The sequence below is a fragment of the Methylocystis borbori genome, assembly GCF_036576025.1.
GTDB lineage: Bacteria > Pseudomonadota > Alphaproteobacteria > Rhizobiales > Beijerinckiaceae > Methylocystis > Methylocystis borbori.
The window spans coordinates 42620-57247 of record NZ_JAZHYN010000009.1 but is presented as its reverse complement, the minus strand read 5'-3'; the positions used below and the strand labels follow the sequence as shown (position 1 = coordinate 57247).

19 protein-coding genes and 1 tRNA gene are annotated in these 14628 nt (G+C 62.7%); 8 read left to right on the top strand and 12 right to left on the bottom strand.

Annotation, left to right across the window (positions count from 1 at the left end; all coding sequences use genetic code 11):
* The first annotated feature begins 259 nt into the window (after window positions 1–259).
* Together V3H18_RS04855 and V3H18_RS04850 are read left to right on the top strand one after the other, a co-directional pair.
* Window positions 260–697 (top strand): hypothetical protein, encoded by a 438-nt coding sequence (locus V3H18_RS04855; RefSeq protein ID WP_332080798.1) that lies wholly within the window; start codon window positions 260–262, stop codon window positions 695–697.
* A 306-nt stretch (window positions 698–1003) separates the two neighbouring features.
* The gene (locus V3H18_RS04850) at window positions 1004–1258 is read left to right on the top strand and encodes a hypothetical protein (RefSeq protein ID WP_332080797.1); all 255 of its coding nucleotides are present in this window, start codon (window positions 1004–1006) and stop codon (window positions 1256–1258) included.
* A gap of 27 nt (window positions 1259–1285) precedes the next feature.
* Here the strand turns inward: V3H18_RS04850 and V3H18_RS04845 are convergent, their stop codons facing one another.
* The 6 genes from V3H18_RS04845 to V3H18_RS04820 form a co-directional block, all read right to left on the bottom strand.
* Complete coding sequence (locus tag V3H18_RS04845; RefSeq protein WP_332080796.1) at window positions 1286–1642, bottom strand: hypothetical protein; 357 nt, start codon at window positions 1640–1642, stop codon at window positions 1286–1288.
* Window positions 1643–1756: 114 nt separating this feature from the next.
* Complete coding sequence (locus tag V3H18_RS04840) at window positions 1757–2245, bottom strand: hypothetical protein (RefSeq protein WP_332080795.1); 489 nt, start codon at window positions 2243–2245, stop codon at window positions 1757–1759.
* Between the two features lie 159 nt (window positions 2246–2404).
* A complete protein-coding gene (locus tag V3H18_RS04835) occupies window positions 2405–2998 on the bottom strand; it encodes a lysozyme inhibitor LprI family protein (protein ID WP_332080794.1) in 594 nt (197 codons plus the stop codon).
* A 53-nt stretch (window positions 2999–3051) separates the two neighbouring features.
* Window positions 3052–3957: an outer membrane protein gene (locus V3H18_RS04830; protein ID WP_332080793.1), complete on the bottom strand. Its 906-nt coding sequence runs from the start codon at window positions 3955–3957 to the stop codon at window positions 3052–3054.
* A 242-nt stretch (window positions 3958–4199) separates the two neighbouring features.
* Complete coding sequence (locus V3H18_RS04825; RefSeq protein ID WP_332080792.1) at window positions 4200–4637, bottom strand: PA2169 family four-helix-bundle protein; 438 nt, start codon at window positions 4635–4637, stop codon at window positions 4200–4202.
* Window positions 4638–4819: 182 nt separating this feature from the next.
* On the bottom strand, window positions 4820–5176 hold the full coding sequence (locus V3H18_RS04820) for a septal ring lytic transglycosylase RlpA family protein (protein WP_332080791.1): 357 nt from the start codon (window positions 5174–5176) through the stop codon (window positions 4820–4822).
* A 352-nt stretch (window positions 5177–5528) separates the two neighbouring features.
* On the opposite strand from V3H18_RS04820, the gene V3H18_RS04815 reads away from it, so the two are divergent.
* From V3H18_RS04815 to V3H18_RS04805, 3 genes are all read left to right on the top strand, one after another.
* Window positions 5529–6230, top strand: coding sequence for a VIT1/CCC1 transporter family protein (locus tag V3H18_RS04815; RefSeq protein WP_332080790.1), 702 nt, complete (start codon window positions 5529–5531; stop codon window positions 6228–6230).
* Window positions 6231–6467: 237 nt separating this feature from the next.
* Window positions 6468–7577, top strand: coding sequence for a glycerol dehydrogenase (locus tag V3H18_RS04810; RefSeq protein ID WP_332080789.1), 1110 nt, complete (start codon window positions 6468–6470; stop codon window positions 7575–7577).
* 477 nt (window positions 7578–8054) lie between these two features.
* Entirely contained in the window at window positions 8055–8270 is a 216-nt protein-coding gene (locus V3H18_RS04805) for a hypothetical protein (protein ID WP_332080788.1), read from the top strand.
* A 6-nt stretch (window positions 8271–8276) separates the two neighbouring features.
* Here V3H18_RS04805 and V3H18_RS04800 read toward each other — a convergent pair.
* From V3H18_RS04800 to V3H18_RS04785, 4 genes are all read right to left on the bottom strand, one after another.
* Window positions 8277–8352, bottom strand: a tRNA-Lys gene (locus V3H18_RS04800).
* Window positions 8353–8498: 146 nt separating this feature from the next.
* Window positions 8499–8735 carry a DUF1467 family protein gene (locus V3H18_RS04795; protein ID WP_332080787.1) on the bottom strand — a complete coding sequence of 79 codons (237 nt, stop codon included), beginning with the start codon at window positions 8733–8735 and terminating at the stop codon, window positions 8499–8501.
* Between the two features lie 4 nt (window positions 8736–8739).
* Window positions 8740–9144, bottom strand: coding sequence for a methylmalonyl-CoA epimerase (mce, locus tag V3H18_RS04790; RefSeq protein WP_332080785.1), 405 nt, complete (start codon window positions 9142–9144; stop codon window positions 8740–8742).
* Window positions 9145–9592: 448 nt separating this feature from the next.
* The gene (locus V3H18_RS04785) at window positions 9593–10171 is read right to left on the bottom strand and encodes a hypothetical protein (RefSeq protein WP_332080784.1); all 579 of its coding nucleotides are present in this window, start codon (window positions 10169–10171) and stop codon (window positions 9593–9595) included.
* Window positions 10172–10411: 240 nt separating this feature from the next.
* Here V3H18_RS04785 and V3H18_RS04780 point away from each other — a divergent pair, with 240 nt between their 5' ends.
* The gene (locus V3H18_RS04780; RefSeq protein WP_332080783.1) at window positions 10412–10762 is read left to right on the top strand and encodes a hypothetical protein; all 351 of its coding nucleotides are present in this window, start codon (window positions 10412–10414) and stop codon (window positions 10760–10762) included.
* A gap of 21 nt (window positions 10763–10783) precedes the next feature.
* Window positions 10784–11359 (top strand): NnrU family protein, encoded by a 576-nt coding sequence (locus tag V3H18_RS04775; RefSeq protein ID WP_332080782.1) that lies wholly within the window; start codon window positions 10784–10786, stop codon window positions 11357–11359.
* 114 nt (window positions 11360–11473) lie between these two features.
* Here V3H18_RS04775 and V3H18_RS04770 read toward each other — a convergent pair whose 3' ends face one another.
* Both V3H18_RS04770 and gltX read right to left on the bottom strand, forming a co-directional pair.
* Window positions 11474–11869 (bottom strand): DUF1622 domain-containing protein, encoded by a 396-nt coding sequence (locus V3H18_RS04770; protein ID WP_332080781.1) that lies wholly within the window; start codon window positions 11867–11869, stop codon window positions 11474–11476.
* A gap of 13 nt (window positions 11870–11882) precedes the next feature.
* The gene (gene gltX, locus V3H18_RS04765) at window positions 11883–13229 is read right to left on the bottom strand and encodes a glutamate--tRNA ligase (protein WP_332080780.1); all 1347 of its coding nucleotides are present in this window, start codon (window positions 13227–13229) and stop codon (window positions 11883–11885) included.
* 244 nt (window positions 13230–13473) lie between these two features.
* On the opposite strand from gltX, the gene V3H18_RS04760 reads away from it, so the two are divergent.
* Window positions 13474–14616: a ceramide glucosyltransferase gene (locus V3H18_RS04760; protein WP_332080779.1), complete on the top strand. Its 1143-nt coding sequence runs from the start codon at window positions 13474–13476 to the stop codon at window positions 14614–14616.
* Window positions 14617–14628: the final 12 nt, after the last annotated feature.

Genomic DNA, 14628 nt, shown 5'->3' with positions numbered 1-14628 from the left:
GCGTTAAGTCATTTATTGAATCTGGCCATCTTCAATCAGTCGCTCGCAGGCGACCAAGAAAAACGCCATCGCGGCGGCGCCGTTCCTTGTCCTCTGATGCTTGGTGCGCGCGCGCACATGGCCGCGCCTCCTTATTCTTTGCCGTAAGATCGCGCGGGAAACGGGCTTGGCACATTCGTCGCACCGCCGCGCATGCCGAAAAAGCGGCGACCGCGCAGCGATCGCCGCGCCATGGGGCTTGCTCAATCTGCGCAGCGAAATGAAACATCGAGAGGCGACAGCCATTCACGCCATCCCGGTCGAGGAGACCGCGAAGGGCTTCAGGCTGCTCATCATGCGGGAATTTCAATCCGGCGCGGCGCCGTCCGCTTTCGCCATGATCGAGCAGCATCTACTGCGTTCGCCGCAGCGACAAAATCGCCATGGCTTGTCTTTCGCCTGCGCTTTCCGCCCTGAGGTCGTCGCCTGGCTCAGCGACTATTTGGGGCGTCCCTCGTCTCGCGACGGCGAGGGTCGGCTTATGCGCAACCCGCGCTGGCCGGCGCTTCATTGGAGCCATGAAGGCCATGACTGGCCCGAGGGGGTCGCGACCATCGAATGGTTCGCGGAGGCGGTTTTTCAGGACGAGGACTCCTGGCGCGCGTTTCGAGAGCATTGGCGCGCCCGACTGTCGGGTGGGCGCGATCCCGTTCTTTAACGAGCCTGGCTTGCATACGCTATAAAGTTAGGATACATAACGTCTCGGCTAGGATTGCTTAGGCGCATCAACGCCCTTCGACGCGCCCGCCGTCCTGGCCAAGACTGAAAAACCCTCGCGCAAGCGGGGGTTTTTCTATTGGAGGCGTCGCGCGCCGCGCATGCGTCTTAGCGACCCCTGCGTTCTAAGAGCGGCGCGCTTTTTGTATCTGCACGGCGAATTGGCCGATGGGCCCAGTTTTCTCCGCATTCTTCGCCGCGCCGCCCAACGTTCCGAGTCGGCGCGCGCCCAGCGCCGGGAGGCGACATGACCGATAGCAATGACGGCCTTCCCCGCGTCGATCCGCGCTGGGCCGCCGACCGAAAAACGCATATCGCGATCGCGACGGCGATCCACGCCATCGCCGATGGCGAACGCAGCGCCGAAGCGATCTGGGACGCGCCGACGGACGCGGAAATCGAACAAGTGATGATGGCCGTTCAGGACTATATCGAGCGCGGCGATTTCGACGCGAAAGCGGACGGGCATTATCAATGGGGCGCCGGCGTCATCGTGCTCTGATGGCTCGATCAGGCGCGCTGGGAGTCTTTAACGGGCGGTCGCTCGGCGATTTTTCTGGGCGGCGAGGATCGCGCGAATCAAGACGTTCCTCGACGGCGGCCGCGCGACGGCGAGCGCTTCGCAATCCACGTCGCCGCGGTCATTGTTCGTGCAGCAGAAGATGTCGCCGCCGCCGCAAGCTACATAATGCGGGTGTTTGACGCCGTTGCGGGCTTCTTCTTCCCCCTTGATGAAGCACTGCATGGCGCTCTCATTGTTCACCCAATCAGAGCTGCAGTTCGATCCGCTCACTCGTTTCGACTTCGCCATCGCGGACGGCGCCGCGAAGACAATCAGAATCATGGTCGCTGACAGAAATGCGATGGCGGCGCCCGAGCGGTTCATATCCCGCTCCTTTTCAGCAAGGCTTCAGAACGCATGCAGTGTACGCCGAGGCGGCCTACGGCGCAATCGGCCGTCGGGGCGCCGCATATTTCAAGAGAAGCTAAACGTCCAACCTCATTCCCGATTGTGAATATATTTGATGCTTATCGTATGTTTGGGGCCGTTCCAGGCGATGACGCATTTTTCGAGAAACACTCTTCCGAGGATGATGCTGCATTGGGGCACCGCCTTATGCACATTATGCTCATAGACGGTCGTCGATAAAATCGTCCGGCTTTCTTTCAAGTAGAGAAGCGCGTCAAATTGCTTCGCTTCAATATCGGTATTGATGCGCAGGTTGCGCCCGGTCGGCTGTCTGCGGCATCCGTGCCTTCTGATCAGATCCGGCGCCGCCATGATATGGCTTGCGCCGGTGTCAATCAGGGCGAGCTGCGTTTCGAATTGTATATCGTGCATTTTCCCGTCGAAGGCGTCCTCGGAGAAAAAGAAGCCGAGTTCGACGCAGGGGCTGGCGTCGACATATTTGGACGCCGGCGACCCGGCCGGCACGATTATGCCGTTTGGCAAGACGAATTTGACTGGAATTTCGGTCGATCCCGACATCTATGGCTCCCTGCGGGCGCTTTCGCATGCGCGACCGATGCAAAAGACGCGCGCGGCGGCCGCGCGCCCTCTACTCCCTTATTTAAGCGAGATTCATGTTCCAGGCGCCCCGAGCGGGCCGGGCGCTTGCGCAGGCTGGGCGCCTTTCGAGGCGCATTCCTATTGCCGGCTCTCCAGCCACAATGCCTGTCGCGCCGTCGTATCGAGCATGCAGCTTGTATAGAGGGGACCGACGATCGTGCCGCCCTCGTTTTCGATTTCCGGCAGCTTGCATCTCTTTTCGCGCCATTGCAGCCAGGCGCGCTGCGCCTCCCGCATAGCCGTCGCCAATTTGGAAGACGCGTTCTCCTGCGACTTGCGATAGGCGCGATTGAGGCGTTCGTCCCACGCTGCCCATTCCCGCGTATTGCATGCGACCATGCCCGCCGTGGAATAGCCGCCGGGCTCCTGCTGGCAGGGGATCGTGACGGCGCCGACGCAGCTTTCCGATTCGGTCGCGGCCTCCTTCGCCGCTGCGGCCAGACGGCCGATCGCTCCCGGCGTCTCGTCGGCGTCGGGCTTTTGAGCTTGCTTCTGGCCGTTCTCGTCGACGAGCTTGAGGCAGGCCTCGATGGCGGCGCGATCTACCGGCGTCGCGACGAGAGGCTCGGCGCGCGTCGGCGCCGACGCGACAAGGACGGCGAGCGCAAGCACGCGCGGCAGGATGGATCGGCGCGCGCGCAAGGCGAAGGAAAATGCGTCGGACGCCAGCACGCGAATGCTCCAGGACCGCAATTTTCGAGAGAGCTCGGCCCGCTCGCGACAGATCAATATTTCGCGACGATGGGCGGGTCCCCCCAGTTGAAATGATAGTTCCCGCCGGCGCGGACGATATGGCCGTCGAAGCGCGTGCGCGCTTGCGTGGCGTTGGCCGCCAATAAATCTGAAAGCTGCCAATCAGCGGTGACCGCGACAGGATAGGCGGCGGAGCCGAGATCATAGAACAGATATTCGATCTTGGCGCTCCATTGCGGCCAGAACATCCATTCCAATCCTCCGCCGACTGTCCAGCCGACCCGCGTTTGCGCATATCGCCCCTGACTGGCGCCGAGCAATAAGAAACCGGGCAAGTCGTTGGGCACGGTTTGGAAGAAGCTGGTCGTCGACGTCGCTCCGCCATAAGCAAGTCCGCCGGTCGCATAGGCAAGCAGGGTCGGCGTTATGAGATAGCCGAGCCGTCCGCGCACGGTGCCCAGATAATCGAGCGCCTTGCTGCTCGTCACGCTCGTTAACAGATTGAGCCCTTGCGCCGTCAAGGGCGTGGGCGCCAGCGTGGTTAGGGCCGTATTGTTGTTGCCTGCGGCGACGCCCTGAATGTCAGCCTCGACTCCGGCAAGCAAGCCGCCGCTAAACTGCCAATCATAGCCGATTTGGCCGCCGCCGATGAAGCTGGCGGCGTTTGTCGAGACGCCGCCTGAACCCGCGATCGCCGCCGCCGCCGCCCACGGGACATTACCGGCGCCATTGATGAGAAACGGCGTCGAAACGAAATTGGTCGTCGTGCTCGCGCTCCATGCGCCCCCCGCATTCAAACCAACATGGAAACCCGTCCATGTCGGCGGGGGCGGAATATAGGCCGGCGGAGCCTTATGGGAGGGAAAATCGGCGGCGAGCGCGGATCCCGCTGCGAGCGCCAGCGTCATAACGGCGCCTGTCAATAATTTGTTGGCCATTGCTAGTCCTCGCCGCTAACGGAGCGAATCTCGATGGGCTGGAGCGCAACTGAGCAAGGCGAGAGGATTTTCGCAATTGGAACCTTCTCTTGGCTGGCGTGTTTGCGCCGTTTCACGGCTGATGTGCCATATCTGCCACAGCTGGCGACATTGGCGCGATCGGCGTGGACCGGAAGAAAAAAGGCGCGACCGCCGATGGGGCCGCGCTCTTCCATATTTCTCTACGGCCTAAACGCGCCGCTCTAAGCGGCGTCGCGCAAGCGCTTGATGAGATCGTGATTTTCACGGACGCCCTGATACTGGCGACGGACGATCGTCGCTAACGGAGGAGGCAAATCCTCTTCGAGCGCATGTTGGTAGGCGGCTTTCGCGACATCCTCGCCGCGCTCGCATTCTTCAAGAATGGCCTTGTCATCGCCGCCCGTAACCGCGGCCTTCAAATTGGTCCAGGCGCGATGGAGCGCGCCAGAAACGGATCCGCCCGAATCCGGCATGGCGCCGAGCTTGACGATTTCTTCGTCAAGCTCCCGGGCTCCTTCTGCGCATCGCGCGGAAGCCCGTTGAAATAGCTGCTTCAAGTTTTCGTCTTTCACCGCTTCGCTCGCGGCGGAGAAACCTTTCTCGCCATCGCGGCTCACTTGGGCGAGATTCTTCAGCGTCGCTTCTGCTTGCATACTCATTATTTCCTCCCGGATGTCGAGTTGACGTTCAGTGAACGCCTCGCCTATGCGAATGTTCCCGATGCGACGACAATGAGAAGGGCGCGGTTGAGAAAGCGAAAGGCAAAGGCGTCGCTTGGGAGATGATAAATGATAATCACTCCAACAAGCGCACCTTTGCCGGAGAGTAACGCGACCCTTGACTAACAGGCTTTTGAATTAAGCGAGATCTCTTCCACCAGCACTTGGGTCACGCCCTCGTTGATGAAATCCAAAGCCTTTGCGGCGTTTTTGGAGACGTCAATGATGCGGCCCTCCGCATAGGGTCCCCTGTCATTGATCTTCAAGATCAGCGTGCGGCCATTCTTGATATTGGTTACGCGCGCCAACGATCCGAGAGGGAGAGTCCGGTGCGCGGCGGTGAAGTCTTCAACGCGGCCGCCGCTCGCCGTTGGACCGCTAAGACTGTAATAGGATGCTTCGCCCTTGCTACATGCCAGAGCGAAATCCGTTGTGAACAGAAACGCGGCCCCTGCGATGGAGAGGTAAGCGAATTTCACTTTCTCGTCCTTTCAAAGTTCTCAGCCTCACCATTCGTTCAACCTCGCGCGCTGTGAGATTGTTCCCCTCTCGACGAACGATTGCAGAGACGCATTTTCTTTCGAACGCTGCCAGAAGCGCGAAGCGCGGCGAAACTCCTTCGCCCTAGTCGACGCCGACGACGTCGTCTTGGCGGCGACGCTTTAACTTTGCTCATCCTCTCTTCATGATCGTTTTACGCGGCGGTTTTAGTGGACGCATTAGCGGACACGGCTATGTTACGGGCGCGGCGGCGCGTGATCGGCCCATCTTGATCGTTTCTGTCGTTCTCATGCCGCTTGGGCGGATTTGATCTTGGAATTGGAGCGTCGGATGAGTCGTCTGCGACTGCACACAGAAGACCATTTGGTGGGACGTATCGGCTGGCTAAGAGCCGCGGTGCTCGGAGCCGACGACGGCATCGTTTCGACCGCGAGCTTGATACTCGGCGTTGCGGCGGCCGATAGGACCGAGAGCGCCGTATTGATCGCTGGCGTCGCGGGACTGGTGGCGGGCGCCATGTCGATGGCCGCTGGCGAATATGTGTCCGTCAGCTCGCAATCCGACGCCGAACAGGCCGATCTCGCGCGAGAACGCAAGGAACTGAACGACGACCCCGAGGCCGAACTCGACGAACTTGCCGAAATCTATGTCAAGCGCGGCATTGATCCGGTCCTTGCGCGGCAGGTCGCCCAACAGTTGATGGCGAAGGACGCCCTGGGCGCACACGCGCGCGACGAACTCGGAATTTCGGAAATCGCCACCCCGCATCCTGTGCAAGCGGCGCTGGCGTCGGCGGCGTCATTCTCCGTCGGCGCCGCTATGCCATTGCTGATGGTCATCGTATCGGCTGACCGCGAGATCATTCCCATCGTCCCCGCCGCGTCTTTGGGCTTTCTCGCTCTTCTGGGCGCCATCGGGGCAAAAGCAGGCGGGGCGAATGTTATCGGCGCCACGGTCCGCGTGACATTCTGGGGCGCGTTGGCGATGGCTCTCACCGCCGGCATCGGGAAAGTCTTCGGCGCGATTGTTTGACGATGAGACGCGAAATGGCTGGCCGGGGGTCCGCGCCGCACTTGCTAGGATCGCCTGCGTCATGACCGGCGACCAATCGCGGCGTGACGTTATGACTTTACAAGCGCTGCATGACGCGCGCATTCGCGCGGGGCTCTCATCGTCCGACTCTCGGTCAGTGTCAGCGGCGCGTTTTGCGCCCGCAATTCAGAATCATTATGGTCGGATTTGAACTCCCGCCAGAGACAAGGACGACCCATGCTCAATGTTTTCTGCTCGCCCGCGCGTTACGTTCAGGGGCGAGACGCGACGAGGGCGCTGGCCTCGGAGCTAAAACGGCTGGGCTTTTCAGGCAAGGCGCTGATGATCGCGAGCCGCAGTCCGCGCGATCTCTTGAGCGAAGTTTGGCGCGAGACCTTCCCAGCCAGCGGAATGAGCTTCGACGTTTTAGATTTTGGCGGCGAATGCTCCCTCGCCGAGATCTCCCGGGGCAAGGATGAGGCGCGCAGAGTCGCAGCCTCCATTATCATTGGCGTCGGCGGAGGCAAGGCGCTCGATACGGCTCGGGCTGTCGCTTGCGAACTTGATCTGCCAGTCGCCTGTTGTCCAACGACGGCGTCAAGCGATGCGCCCTGCAGCGCGCTTTCGGTCGTCTACACCGAAGACGGCGTTTTTGAGAAATGCCTTTATTACAAACGCAACCCAGATCTCGTTCTCGTCGACAGCGCCGTCATTGCGCGCGCGCCGGTCCGGTTGCTGATAGCAGGAATGGGCGACGCGCTGGCGACCTATTTCGAAGCGGACGCGACAATCCGCGCGCATCGGAAGAACGTCGTCGGGGGTTTGAGCACGATCGCGGCCGCCGCGATATCGGAGCTCTGCTATAAAACGCTCCTCAAAGACGGAACGGCGGCCGTCGCCGCGGCGCGGGCCGGCTCGATCACGCCCGCGCTGGAACGGATCATCGAAGCCAACACGCTTCTCTCCGGGCTTGGATTCGAGTCGGGCGGACTCGCAGTGGCGCATTCGGTCCACAACGGGCTGACGGCCGCGCCGGAAACGCATGATCGGCTGCATGGCGAAAAGGTCGCCTTCGGGACGCTGGCGCAGCTCGTGCTGGAAGGAAGGCCGAGCGCTCTGGTCGATGAGACGATGGGTTTTTGTCTCTCGGTCGGCTTGCCGTTGACGCTTGCCGAGCTCGGGCTGAAACAGTTGACGCGAGATAAGGCGTGGGCGATCGCCGAACGCGCTGTCGCCGCGGGCGAGAGTGCGCATAACGAACCTTTTGAGGTGACGGCCGCGAATCTGATGGACGCAATTTATGCCGCGGACGCTCTAGGCGCCGCCTTCAAGGCGCGCGCTTCTTAGCGCGGTCGTTCTATTCATGGCGCCCGCTCGCGGAAATGACGCAGCGGCGGGATTTTGATTCTGCTGACCTCCGCTTACCAAACTCGGCGTGGCCGGCGCTGGCGAAGCGCAAGCGCTCGTAACTTTTGATTTCTTTGTTGAGCGCGCCGGGGCTTGAACCAGGGACCCGTGACTAAAGGCACAGGCATAATTAACAATTGTTTAGAGGCGCAGGCGGGACAATTTCCGCAGGAAAATATATAAAGTCGCGAATTCTCCTCTGACCGTCGTCGACGAGCTGGATGGCTCTATCCGCAACCTATCGGCTGGCCGCGCAGCGCATGGGCTTCGTCCATCTCTTGGCCCGAAGTCGCGCGTGAAACCCCAGGAAGAATGCGGTGCGCGCTGGCCAAGCTAGAACGCAGCAGTTAATTATAAGACCATGGCTCCGCCCGCCGGTTGCGCCGGCGCGGAGGCCGGCGAAAAGGAAAATGCCCAATGAACGACGAACAGGCTCCACGGCTTCAGAGCCTTTTTGTCGCGCTTGTCGGAGCGACGCTGTTCGGCGCCACTGTTGGGCTGCTGCTGGCGACTTACGTCGGCGTCTGCAAATGGTCAAAGCCCATGTCGACGCCGAACTCCTTCCCGTCCCAGTCTGCGCAAGAGGTGGCGCGTTCCCCCGGACGTCCGAGTGACGACAATCGTAGCAATTGATTTTGTTGGTGAGCGCGCCGGGGCTCGAACCCGGGACCCCCTGATTAAAAGTCAGGTGCTCTACCGACTGAGCTACGCGCTCGCTCCAGAAGCGGCGGCCTTTTGCCGTCGAATTCGACGAAGCGGGTCGGTCCGCTCGGCCGCGCGGCCCTTCTTCCCGCCGCGTCTCGCGATCAACTACCGGCCGGCGGCAGGCGGGTCAACCCCGCCGGCGCGCGGCTTCCCCGCTCAGTCCATGACTTTGGCGACGAGCGCGACGAGGCCGAACAGAACCGCCGCGATCGCCGTCGTGAGCGCCGCTTTCTTCAAGAGCTGCGGGGCGGCCGGCGCGCCCGGGTCGGCGCCCTCGGGCCGCGCTTCGCCGGCCTCGTCCTGGGAGCGCACGCCGAGCGGCAGCACGGCGAAAAGCGTGATCCACCAGATCGTCAGATAGATCACCGCCGCCAGAGGCAGGGAAAAGGGCATGGCGTCAGGCCTGTTCGAGTTCGATCAGCGCGCCGCAGAAGTCCTTGGGGTGCAGGAAGAGGACGGGCTTGCCATGGGCGCCGATCTTCGGCTCGCCGTCTCCCAGCACCCGCGCGCCGGCGGCGGCGAGCTTGTCGCGCGCGGCGAGAATGTCGTCGACTTCATAGCACATATGATGGATGCCGCCGGTGGGATTTTTGGCGACGAAACCCGCGATCGGCGAATTTTCGCCATAGGGCTCGAGAAGCTCGATCTTGGTGTTGGGCAGCTCAACGAAGACGACCGTGACGCCATGTTCGGCGATATTCTCCGGTTCGGAGACCTTTGCGCCGAGCGTGTCGCGGTAAACGGCGGAAGCCTTTTCGACGCTGTCTACGGCGATGGCGACATGGTTCAGACGGCCGATCATTTGCGCTTCCTGATGCTAGAGCAGGATCGTTTGAAATGGAAACTCGCATCGCGCTTCCATTTCAAACGTGAATCCTGCTCTATCTCTTTAAATAAGAGCGAGATTCACGTTCTTAATGGAAGCGCGCGGCGTTTCCATCAAGAACGATCTCGCTCTTGACGTTTGGAGCGCCAATAAGCATCTGCCAGCTTAATTTCAACTGGCCCCGCGAGCCGGGGAGGCGAGCTGGGCAAGAAACGCCAATATTTCAGGCAGCTATAAGATGGGGAGCGGAGCGGGCGTCGCTACGGCGCAGGCCGAAAAGATGAAGGGGCCTTAAAAAAAGAAACGCCGGACGTACCTCCGGCCCGGCGTTTGAACTCTCCATTACGCATACGCATCGGAAAGCTCGATGCATGCTATGCCCGCCTAAATTGACGGCGCTATGACGGTCGGCGCGGCGATCCGTTTAGGCGTGCGGCGCGCTTTCGTCACGCTTGCCCCAGGCGAGCGCCAGCAGGAGAGCGAGGGCCGCCGCGGCCGCCAGCAGAACATAGGGCGCGCGCGCGATGAAAGAGCGCCCGCCGACGGTGAAGGGGAAGCGCGAGACCCAATGCTCGCCATGCGGCCCGTCCATGGTGACGATGCCGACATAGTCGCCGCCTTCCTTGAAGACATGCTCGAACTCGAGCGTCCCCGCCGGATAGACGTGGGGCGGCAGATAGGCGACGGTGACGGCGTCGAGGCGCTCCTCCTCCTGCGCTTCGCCGACATTGCGCACGATGCGGAAATCCGTCGTCATCGCGCGCATCTCCTCCTGGGCGTAGTCGAGCACGAAAATCGTGTCGCCCGCCGTCGGAATATCCTCGCAAAACGTCTTTCGCGAGGTCGCCGGTTGATAGCCGGTCAAATACATGAAATCCGGCCCGACCTTCAGAACGCAGGCCTCCTGCCGCCAGTCGAGCGCCCGATGGGCGCGCGCTTCCGGCGCCGCGGCGACGAGCGCGGGCAAAAGCAGGAGAAAAGCCAAGCGAAGAGATTTGAACATGCCGTCCTCCCATCTGGCGTGAGGGCTGGAAGGCGCCGCGTCATCCAGTCGCGTCAGGCTCGAACGCCGCGCCCGCAAGCTTCGCGCCAGCGGACGCGGCGACGGGGTCGCAGGTTGCGCGTCTTCCGCGCGGCGATCAAGATGGTATTCTCGCTTCGCTTTCGCTTCCGCCTTTGCTTCTTCTTGGCGCTGGCGCGGGGCTTGCGATAGGTTGCGCCGGGCAGGGCGCGAGAGGCGAGAATGCGGCGCGGAGTATACAGTCTCTTGTTTTGCGGCGCGCTTGCGCTCGGCGCGCGTTCCGCCCATGCGCTCGACCTCAACGACTATCCGACCTCGGCGCGCGCCGACTATGTCTTCGCCTGCATGAAGGCGAATGGCGATACGCGGCTCTCGCTCGATCAATGCTCCTGCTCGATCGACGTCATCGCCAGCATCCTCCCTTATGAGCGCTATGTCGCCGCTGAGACGGTGGCGAGCGTCGATCAGCAGGCGGGACAGCTCGGCGCGCTGATGCGCAACACGGGCGCCGCGCGCGATATGCTCGACGAATTGCGCCGCGCCCAGGCGGAGGCGCAGGCGCGCTGCTTTTAGCTTCTGTTTTCGGGGAAAGCCATGCTTGTTCTCATTCTCGGCATTGTCGTTTTTCTTGGCGTCCATACGCTCGCGGCCTTTCGCGAGACCCGCGCCGGGCTGATCGAGCGCTACGGGCTCCAGAACTATAAGCGCGCCTATGCGCTCGTCGCCGCGATCGGACTCCTCCTCATCATCGTCGGCTTCATTCGCTATCGCGCCGAGGGGCTGATCTATGTGTGGACGCCGCCGTCATGGGGTCGCCATGTCGCCATGCCGCTCGTCTGGTTCGCTTTCGTCGCGCTGGCGAGCCGCCGCGCGCCGCCGGGGCGCATCAGGGGGTGGCTGCGCCATCCGACGCTCGTCGCGGTCAAGAGCTGGGCGCTCGCCCATCTCCTCGTCAACGGCGATCTCGGCGGCATGATCCTCTTCGGCTCCTTTCTCGCCTGGGGCGTTTTCGACCGCATCTCGGTGAAAAGGCGCGGCGACGCGGGCGCGCCGCGGCTCGACGCCTTCACGCGCGGCGACGCCATCGCCCTCGGGGCCGGCACGGCGATCTATGTCCTTCTGCTATTCCTGCATCCCTATCTGTTCGGCGTCGCCGTGCTGCGGGGATAGGCTGGACCAGGTTCCGAAAAAGTTGACAGACTTTTTCGATGAGAACCTGCTCCAATATTTTGATTTTGAGCGATTCCTTCTCGATCACATGATTCCCTGTGATCGGGAAGCGCTCTAAGCGCCGGCGGACTTATCCTCGCCGCCGGGCGGCGTCTCGCCGAAGCTGCGCGCCTGCCAGGGCCAGCGGCCTTCGAGCTCGACTTCCATCGCGAAGCTCATCGCGGTGCGGATCATCACGATGAGGCCGAGCGTCAGCACGTCGGCGAGTCCCGGATGGGCGACGGAGACCGTTCGGATGATGTCGCCGCCGACGAGGAACTCCAGACCTAAGAGGATCGATCGGCCGACATTCTTGCGGTAGAGGCGGAAGGCGTCGCCGCCGCGCATCACAGCGACGAGATAGGCGAGGCTCGATATGGTCACGCCCAGCAGAATGATCGCGACGCCGGCAACGTCGATGATGAAGCCTGCGGCGTTGATGAAATCCCGCATGTCGCTCAAATAGGTCATCGGCGTCTCGCCTTTATCCGCCAGTAAGCCGCGCCAGCGCTTTGGCCCGGCCGATGAGCGGCAGCAGCGCCGCCAGCTCTGGCCCGGCTTCATGGCCGGTCAACGCGAGCCGCAGAGGATGAAAGAGCGCCTTGCCCTTGCGTCCCGTCGCGATCTTGACGTCGCTCGTCCAGGCCGCCCAGGTCGCCTCGTCCCATGGCTCCGCCGGCAAGAGTTGCGCGGCGTCCTTCAGGAAGCTTTCGTCCTCGCGCATCGGCTCGATTTCGCTTTCGACGACGCGCCACCACGTGAGAATATCGTCGAAACGCGACAGATTGCCGCGCGCCGCGCGCCAGAGCGGCTCCGCCTTGCGCCCGACGATCGTCAGCGCTTCGAGACGTTCGCGCACGTCCTCATATTCGAAAAGCGCCAGCGTGCGATGCGTCAGCGTCGCGAGGTCGGCGGGATCGAAGCGCGCGGGATTGCGCGAGACATGCGACAGCTCGAAACTCTTCCCCAGCTCGCCCAGCGAGCGCACGGCGTGAATATTGTCGGAGGAGCCCGTGAGCGTCGCGAGCGCGGCGACGGCGAGCGCCTCATAGCCCTCTTCGCGCAGCGAGGCGATGGAAAGCGAGCCCGTGCGCTTCGAGAGGCCTTCGCCGCCGGCGCCGACGAGAAGATTGTGATGGGCGAAGACCGGCGCCGCGGCCTGGGGCGCAAGCGCCGCGAAAAGCTGCAACTGCACGGCGGTGTTGGTGACGTGGTCCTCGCCGCGAATGATATGGCTGATCCGCATGTCGATATCGTCGACGACCGAGGGCAGCGTGTAAAGGAAGCTGCCGTCCTCGCGGATCAGCACCGGATCGGAGAGGGCGCTCGCGTCGATATGGGAGGGGCCGCGAATGAGATCGTTCCATTCGACGACGCCGGGCGCGAGCTTGAAGCGCCAATGCGGGCGTCGACCCTCCGCCTCGAAGGCCGCGCGCTCGGCCGCCGTCAGCCGCAGGGCGGCGCGATCGTAAACCGGCGGCAGGCCGCGCGCCTGCTGCATCTTGCGGCGCTTTTCCAACTCATCCGGCGTCTCATAGCAAGGGTAGAGCTGGCCCAGGCCGCGCAGCTTCTCCGCCGCCGCCTCATAAAGCGCGACGCGTTCCGACTGCCGGAAAACGGCGTCGGGAACGATCCCGAGCCAGGCGAGATCGATCTCGATCGCGCGCGCGAATTCCGCGCTGGACCGCGCGAAATCGGTGTCATCGAACCGTAGCGCGAATCGTCCATGGTGAGCGACGGCAAAGAGGAAATTGAAGAGCGCGACGCGCGCATTGCCGATGTGAATGCGGCCGGTCGGCGAAGGCGCGAAACGAACGATCGGAGAGGTCATGAGGAAGCTTCGTCAGGAGGTTCGACAAGGGTTTCAGCAAGGCCTGCAGCAGCATCTCTCTCAAGCGCCGCGCCAGGATAAGATTCTCGCGCCCCCTCCCTTTTGCCAAGAGATCGCGCCTTTGTCAGGCGGAATATCGAAATGGCCGCGGCCCGGCCTCGCGCGCCGGAAAGCGGGCGAGGGCTCTCGCGTCGCCAGCCGTCGCGACGGCGCCCTGCGTTACGACTCTTAAAAAGCTCCCTCCATGATTTTGGCTTATATTTGCGCCGGCTGGTGCGCGGTCATCCTCACCCTCAATTTCGCAAGCATGGCGTTGATGTCCCGAAAATGTCGGGCGCGGCCGCGCGACATGGCGCCGCCGGCGGACGCTCCGCCGGTGAGCATTGTGCGTCCCCTGCGGGGGCTGGAGCCTTTCAGCGAGGAAACCCTGGGAGCGACCTTCGATCTCGACTATCCCGATTACGAGATCATCTTCTGCGTGCAATCGCCGTCAGATCCGATCATTCCGCTGGTCGAGCGGATGATCGCGGCGCATCCCGAGCGCGAGGCGCGGCTGCTTGTCGGCGATGATTACGTCAGCGCCAATCCCAAGCTCAATAATTGCGTCAAGGGCTGGGAGGCGGCGCGCCACGCCCATGTGATCCTCGCGGATTCGAACGCCCTGCCGCCGCGCGATTATATTCAGACCATGCTCGCCGCTTTCCGCGCGCGGACGGCAATGACCGTCTCCATGCCGATCGGTTCGCGTCCCGCTGGCTTCTGGGCGATGGTGGAATGCGCCATCCTCAATACTTTCCAGGCGCGCTGGCAATATGGCGCCGAGGCGATCGGCGCGGGATTCGCCCAGGGCAAGAATATGATGTGGCGCCGCGAGGTGCTCGACCGGGCGGGCGGCATTCGCGCGCTGGCCAGCGAGATCGCCGAGGACGCCGCCTCGACCAAGGTGATCCGCGCGCAGCGGATGGACGTGCGCCTTGTCGACATGCCCTTCGAGCAGCCGCTCGGCCGGCGCACGGCGCGCGAAGTCTATTCCCGGCATGTGCGCTGGGCGCGGCTGCGGCGCGCGACCTTCCCCGCCCATTACGCGCCGGAGTTCATGAACGGCAGTTTCGCCGCGATCGTGCTCGGCGCCTACGCCGCCTTGCAGCTCGAAGGCTCCGTCGCAGCGGTCGCGCTGACGTGCGGGATGATCGTCTTCTCTATGCATGGCGGCGAAATCTGGCTGGCGCGCGTCTGCGGCTTTCCGCTCGACTGGCGCACGCCCTTCGCGCTGATCATGCGCGATCTGATGCTGCCGGTGATGTTCATCGACGCGCTCATTTACGACGATTTCGTCTGGCACGGGTCGGCGATGACGGTGAGCGAAGCCGAAGAGACGACGGGCTAACGTATCTCCGCT

Coding starts and splice junctions, on each gene's coding strand:
- V3H18_RS04840 (WP_332080795.1), bottom strand. CDS start 2,245: ATGTCGGGATCGACCGAAATTCCAGTCAAATTCGTCTTGCCAAACGGC.
- V3H18_RS04855 (WP_332080798.1), top strand. CDS start 260: ATGAAACATCGAGAGGCGACAGCCATTCACGCCATCCCGGTCGAGGAG.
- V3H18_RS04795 (WP_332080787.1), bottom strand. CDS start 8,735: ATGCCCTTTTCCCTGCCTCTGGCGGCGGTGATCTATCTGACGATCTGG.
- V3H18_RS04805 (WP_332080788.1), top strand. CDS start 8,055: ATGAACGACGAACAGGCTCCACGGCTTCAGAGCCTTTTTGTCGCGCTT.
- V3H18_RS04770 (WP_332080781.1), bottom strand. CDS start 11,869: ATGACCTATTTGAGCGACATGCGGGATTTCATCAACGCCGCAGGCTTC.
- V3H18_RS04785 (WP_332080784.1), bottom strand. CDS start 10,171: ATGTTCAAATCTCTTCGCTTGGCTTTTCTCCTGCTTTTGCCCGCGCTC.
- V3H18_RS04760 (WP_332080779.1), top strand. CDS start 13,474: ATGATTTTGGCTTATATTTGCGCCGGCTGGTGCGCGGTCATCCTCACC.
- V3H18_RS04845 (WP_332080796.1), bottom strand. CDS start 1,642: ATGAACCGCTCGGGCGCCGCCATCGCATTTCTGTCAGCGACCATGATT.
- V3H18_RS04780 (WP_332080783.1), top strand. CDS start 10,412: ATGCGGCGCGGAGTATACAGTCTCTTGTTTTGCGGCGCGCTTGCGCTC.
- gltX (WP_332080780.1), bottom strand. CDS start 13,229: ATGACCTCTCCGATCGTTCGTTTCGCGCCTTCGCCGACCGGCCGCATT.
- V3H18_RS04775 (WP_332080782.1), top strand. CDS start 10,784: ATGCTTGTTCTCATTCTCGGCATTGTCGTTTTTCTTGGCGTCCATACG.
- mce (WP_332080785.1), bottom strand. CDS start 9,144: ATGATCGGCCGTCTGAACCATGTCGCCATCGCCGTAGACAGCGTCGAA.
- V3H18_RS04850 (WP_332080797.1), top strand. CDS start 1,004: ATGACCGATAGCAATGACGGCCTTCCCCGCGTCGATCCGCGCTGGGCC.
- V3H18_RS04810 (WP_332080789.1), top strand. CDS start 6,468: ATGCTCAATGTTTTCTGCTCGCCCGCGCGTTACGTTCAGGGGCGAGAC.
- V3H18_RS04825 (WP_332080792.1), bottom strand. CDS start 4,637: ATGAGTATGCAAGCAGAAGCGACGCTGAAGAATCTCGCCCAAGTGAGC.
- V3H18_RS04830 (WP_332080793.1), bottom strand. CDS start 3,957: ATGGCCAACAAATTATTGACAGGCGCCGTTATGACGCTGGCGCTCGCA.
- V3H18_RS04815 (WP_332080790.1), top strand. CDS start 5,529: ATGAGTCGTCTGCGACTGCACACAGAAGACCATTTGGTGGGACGTATC.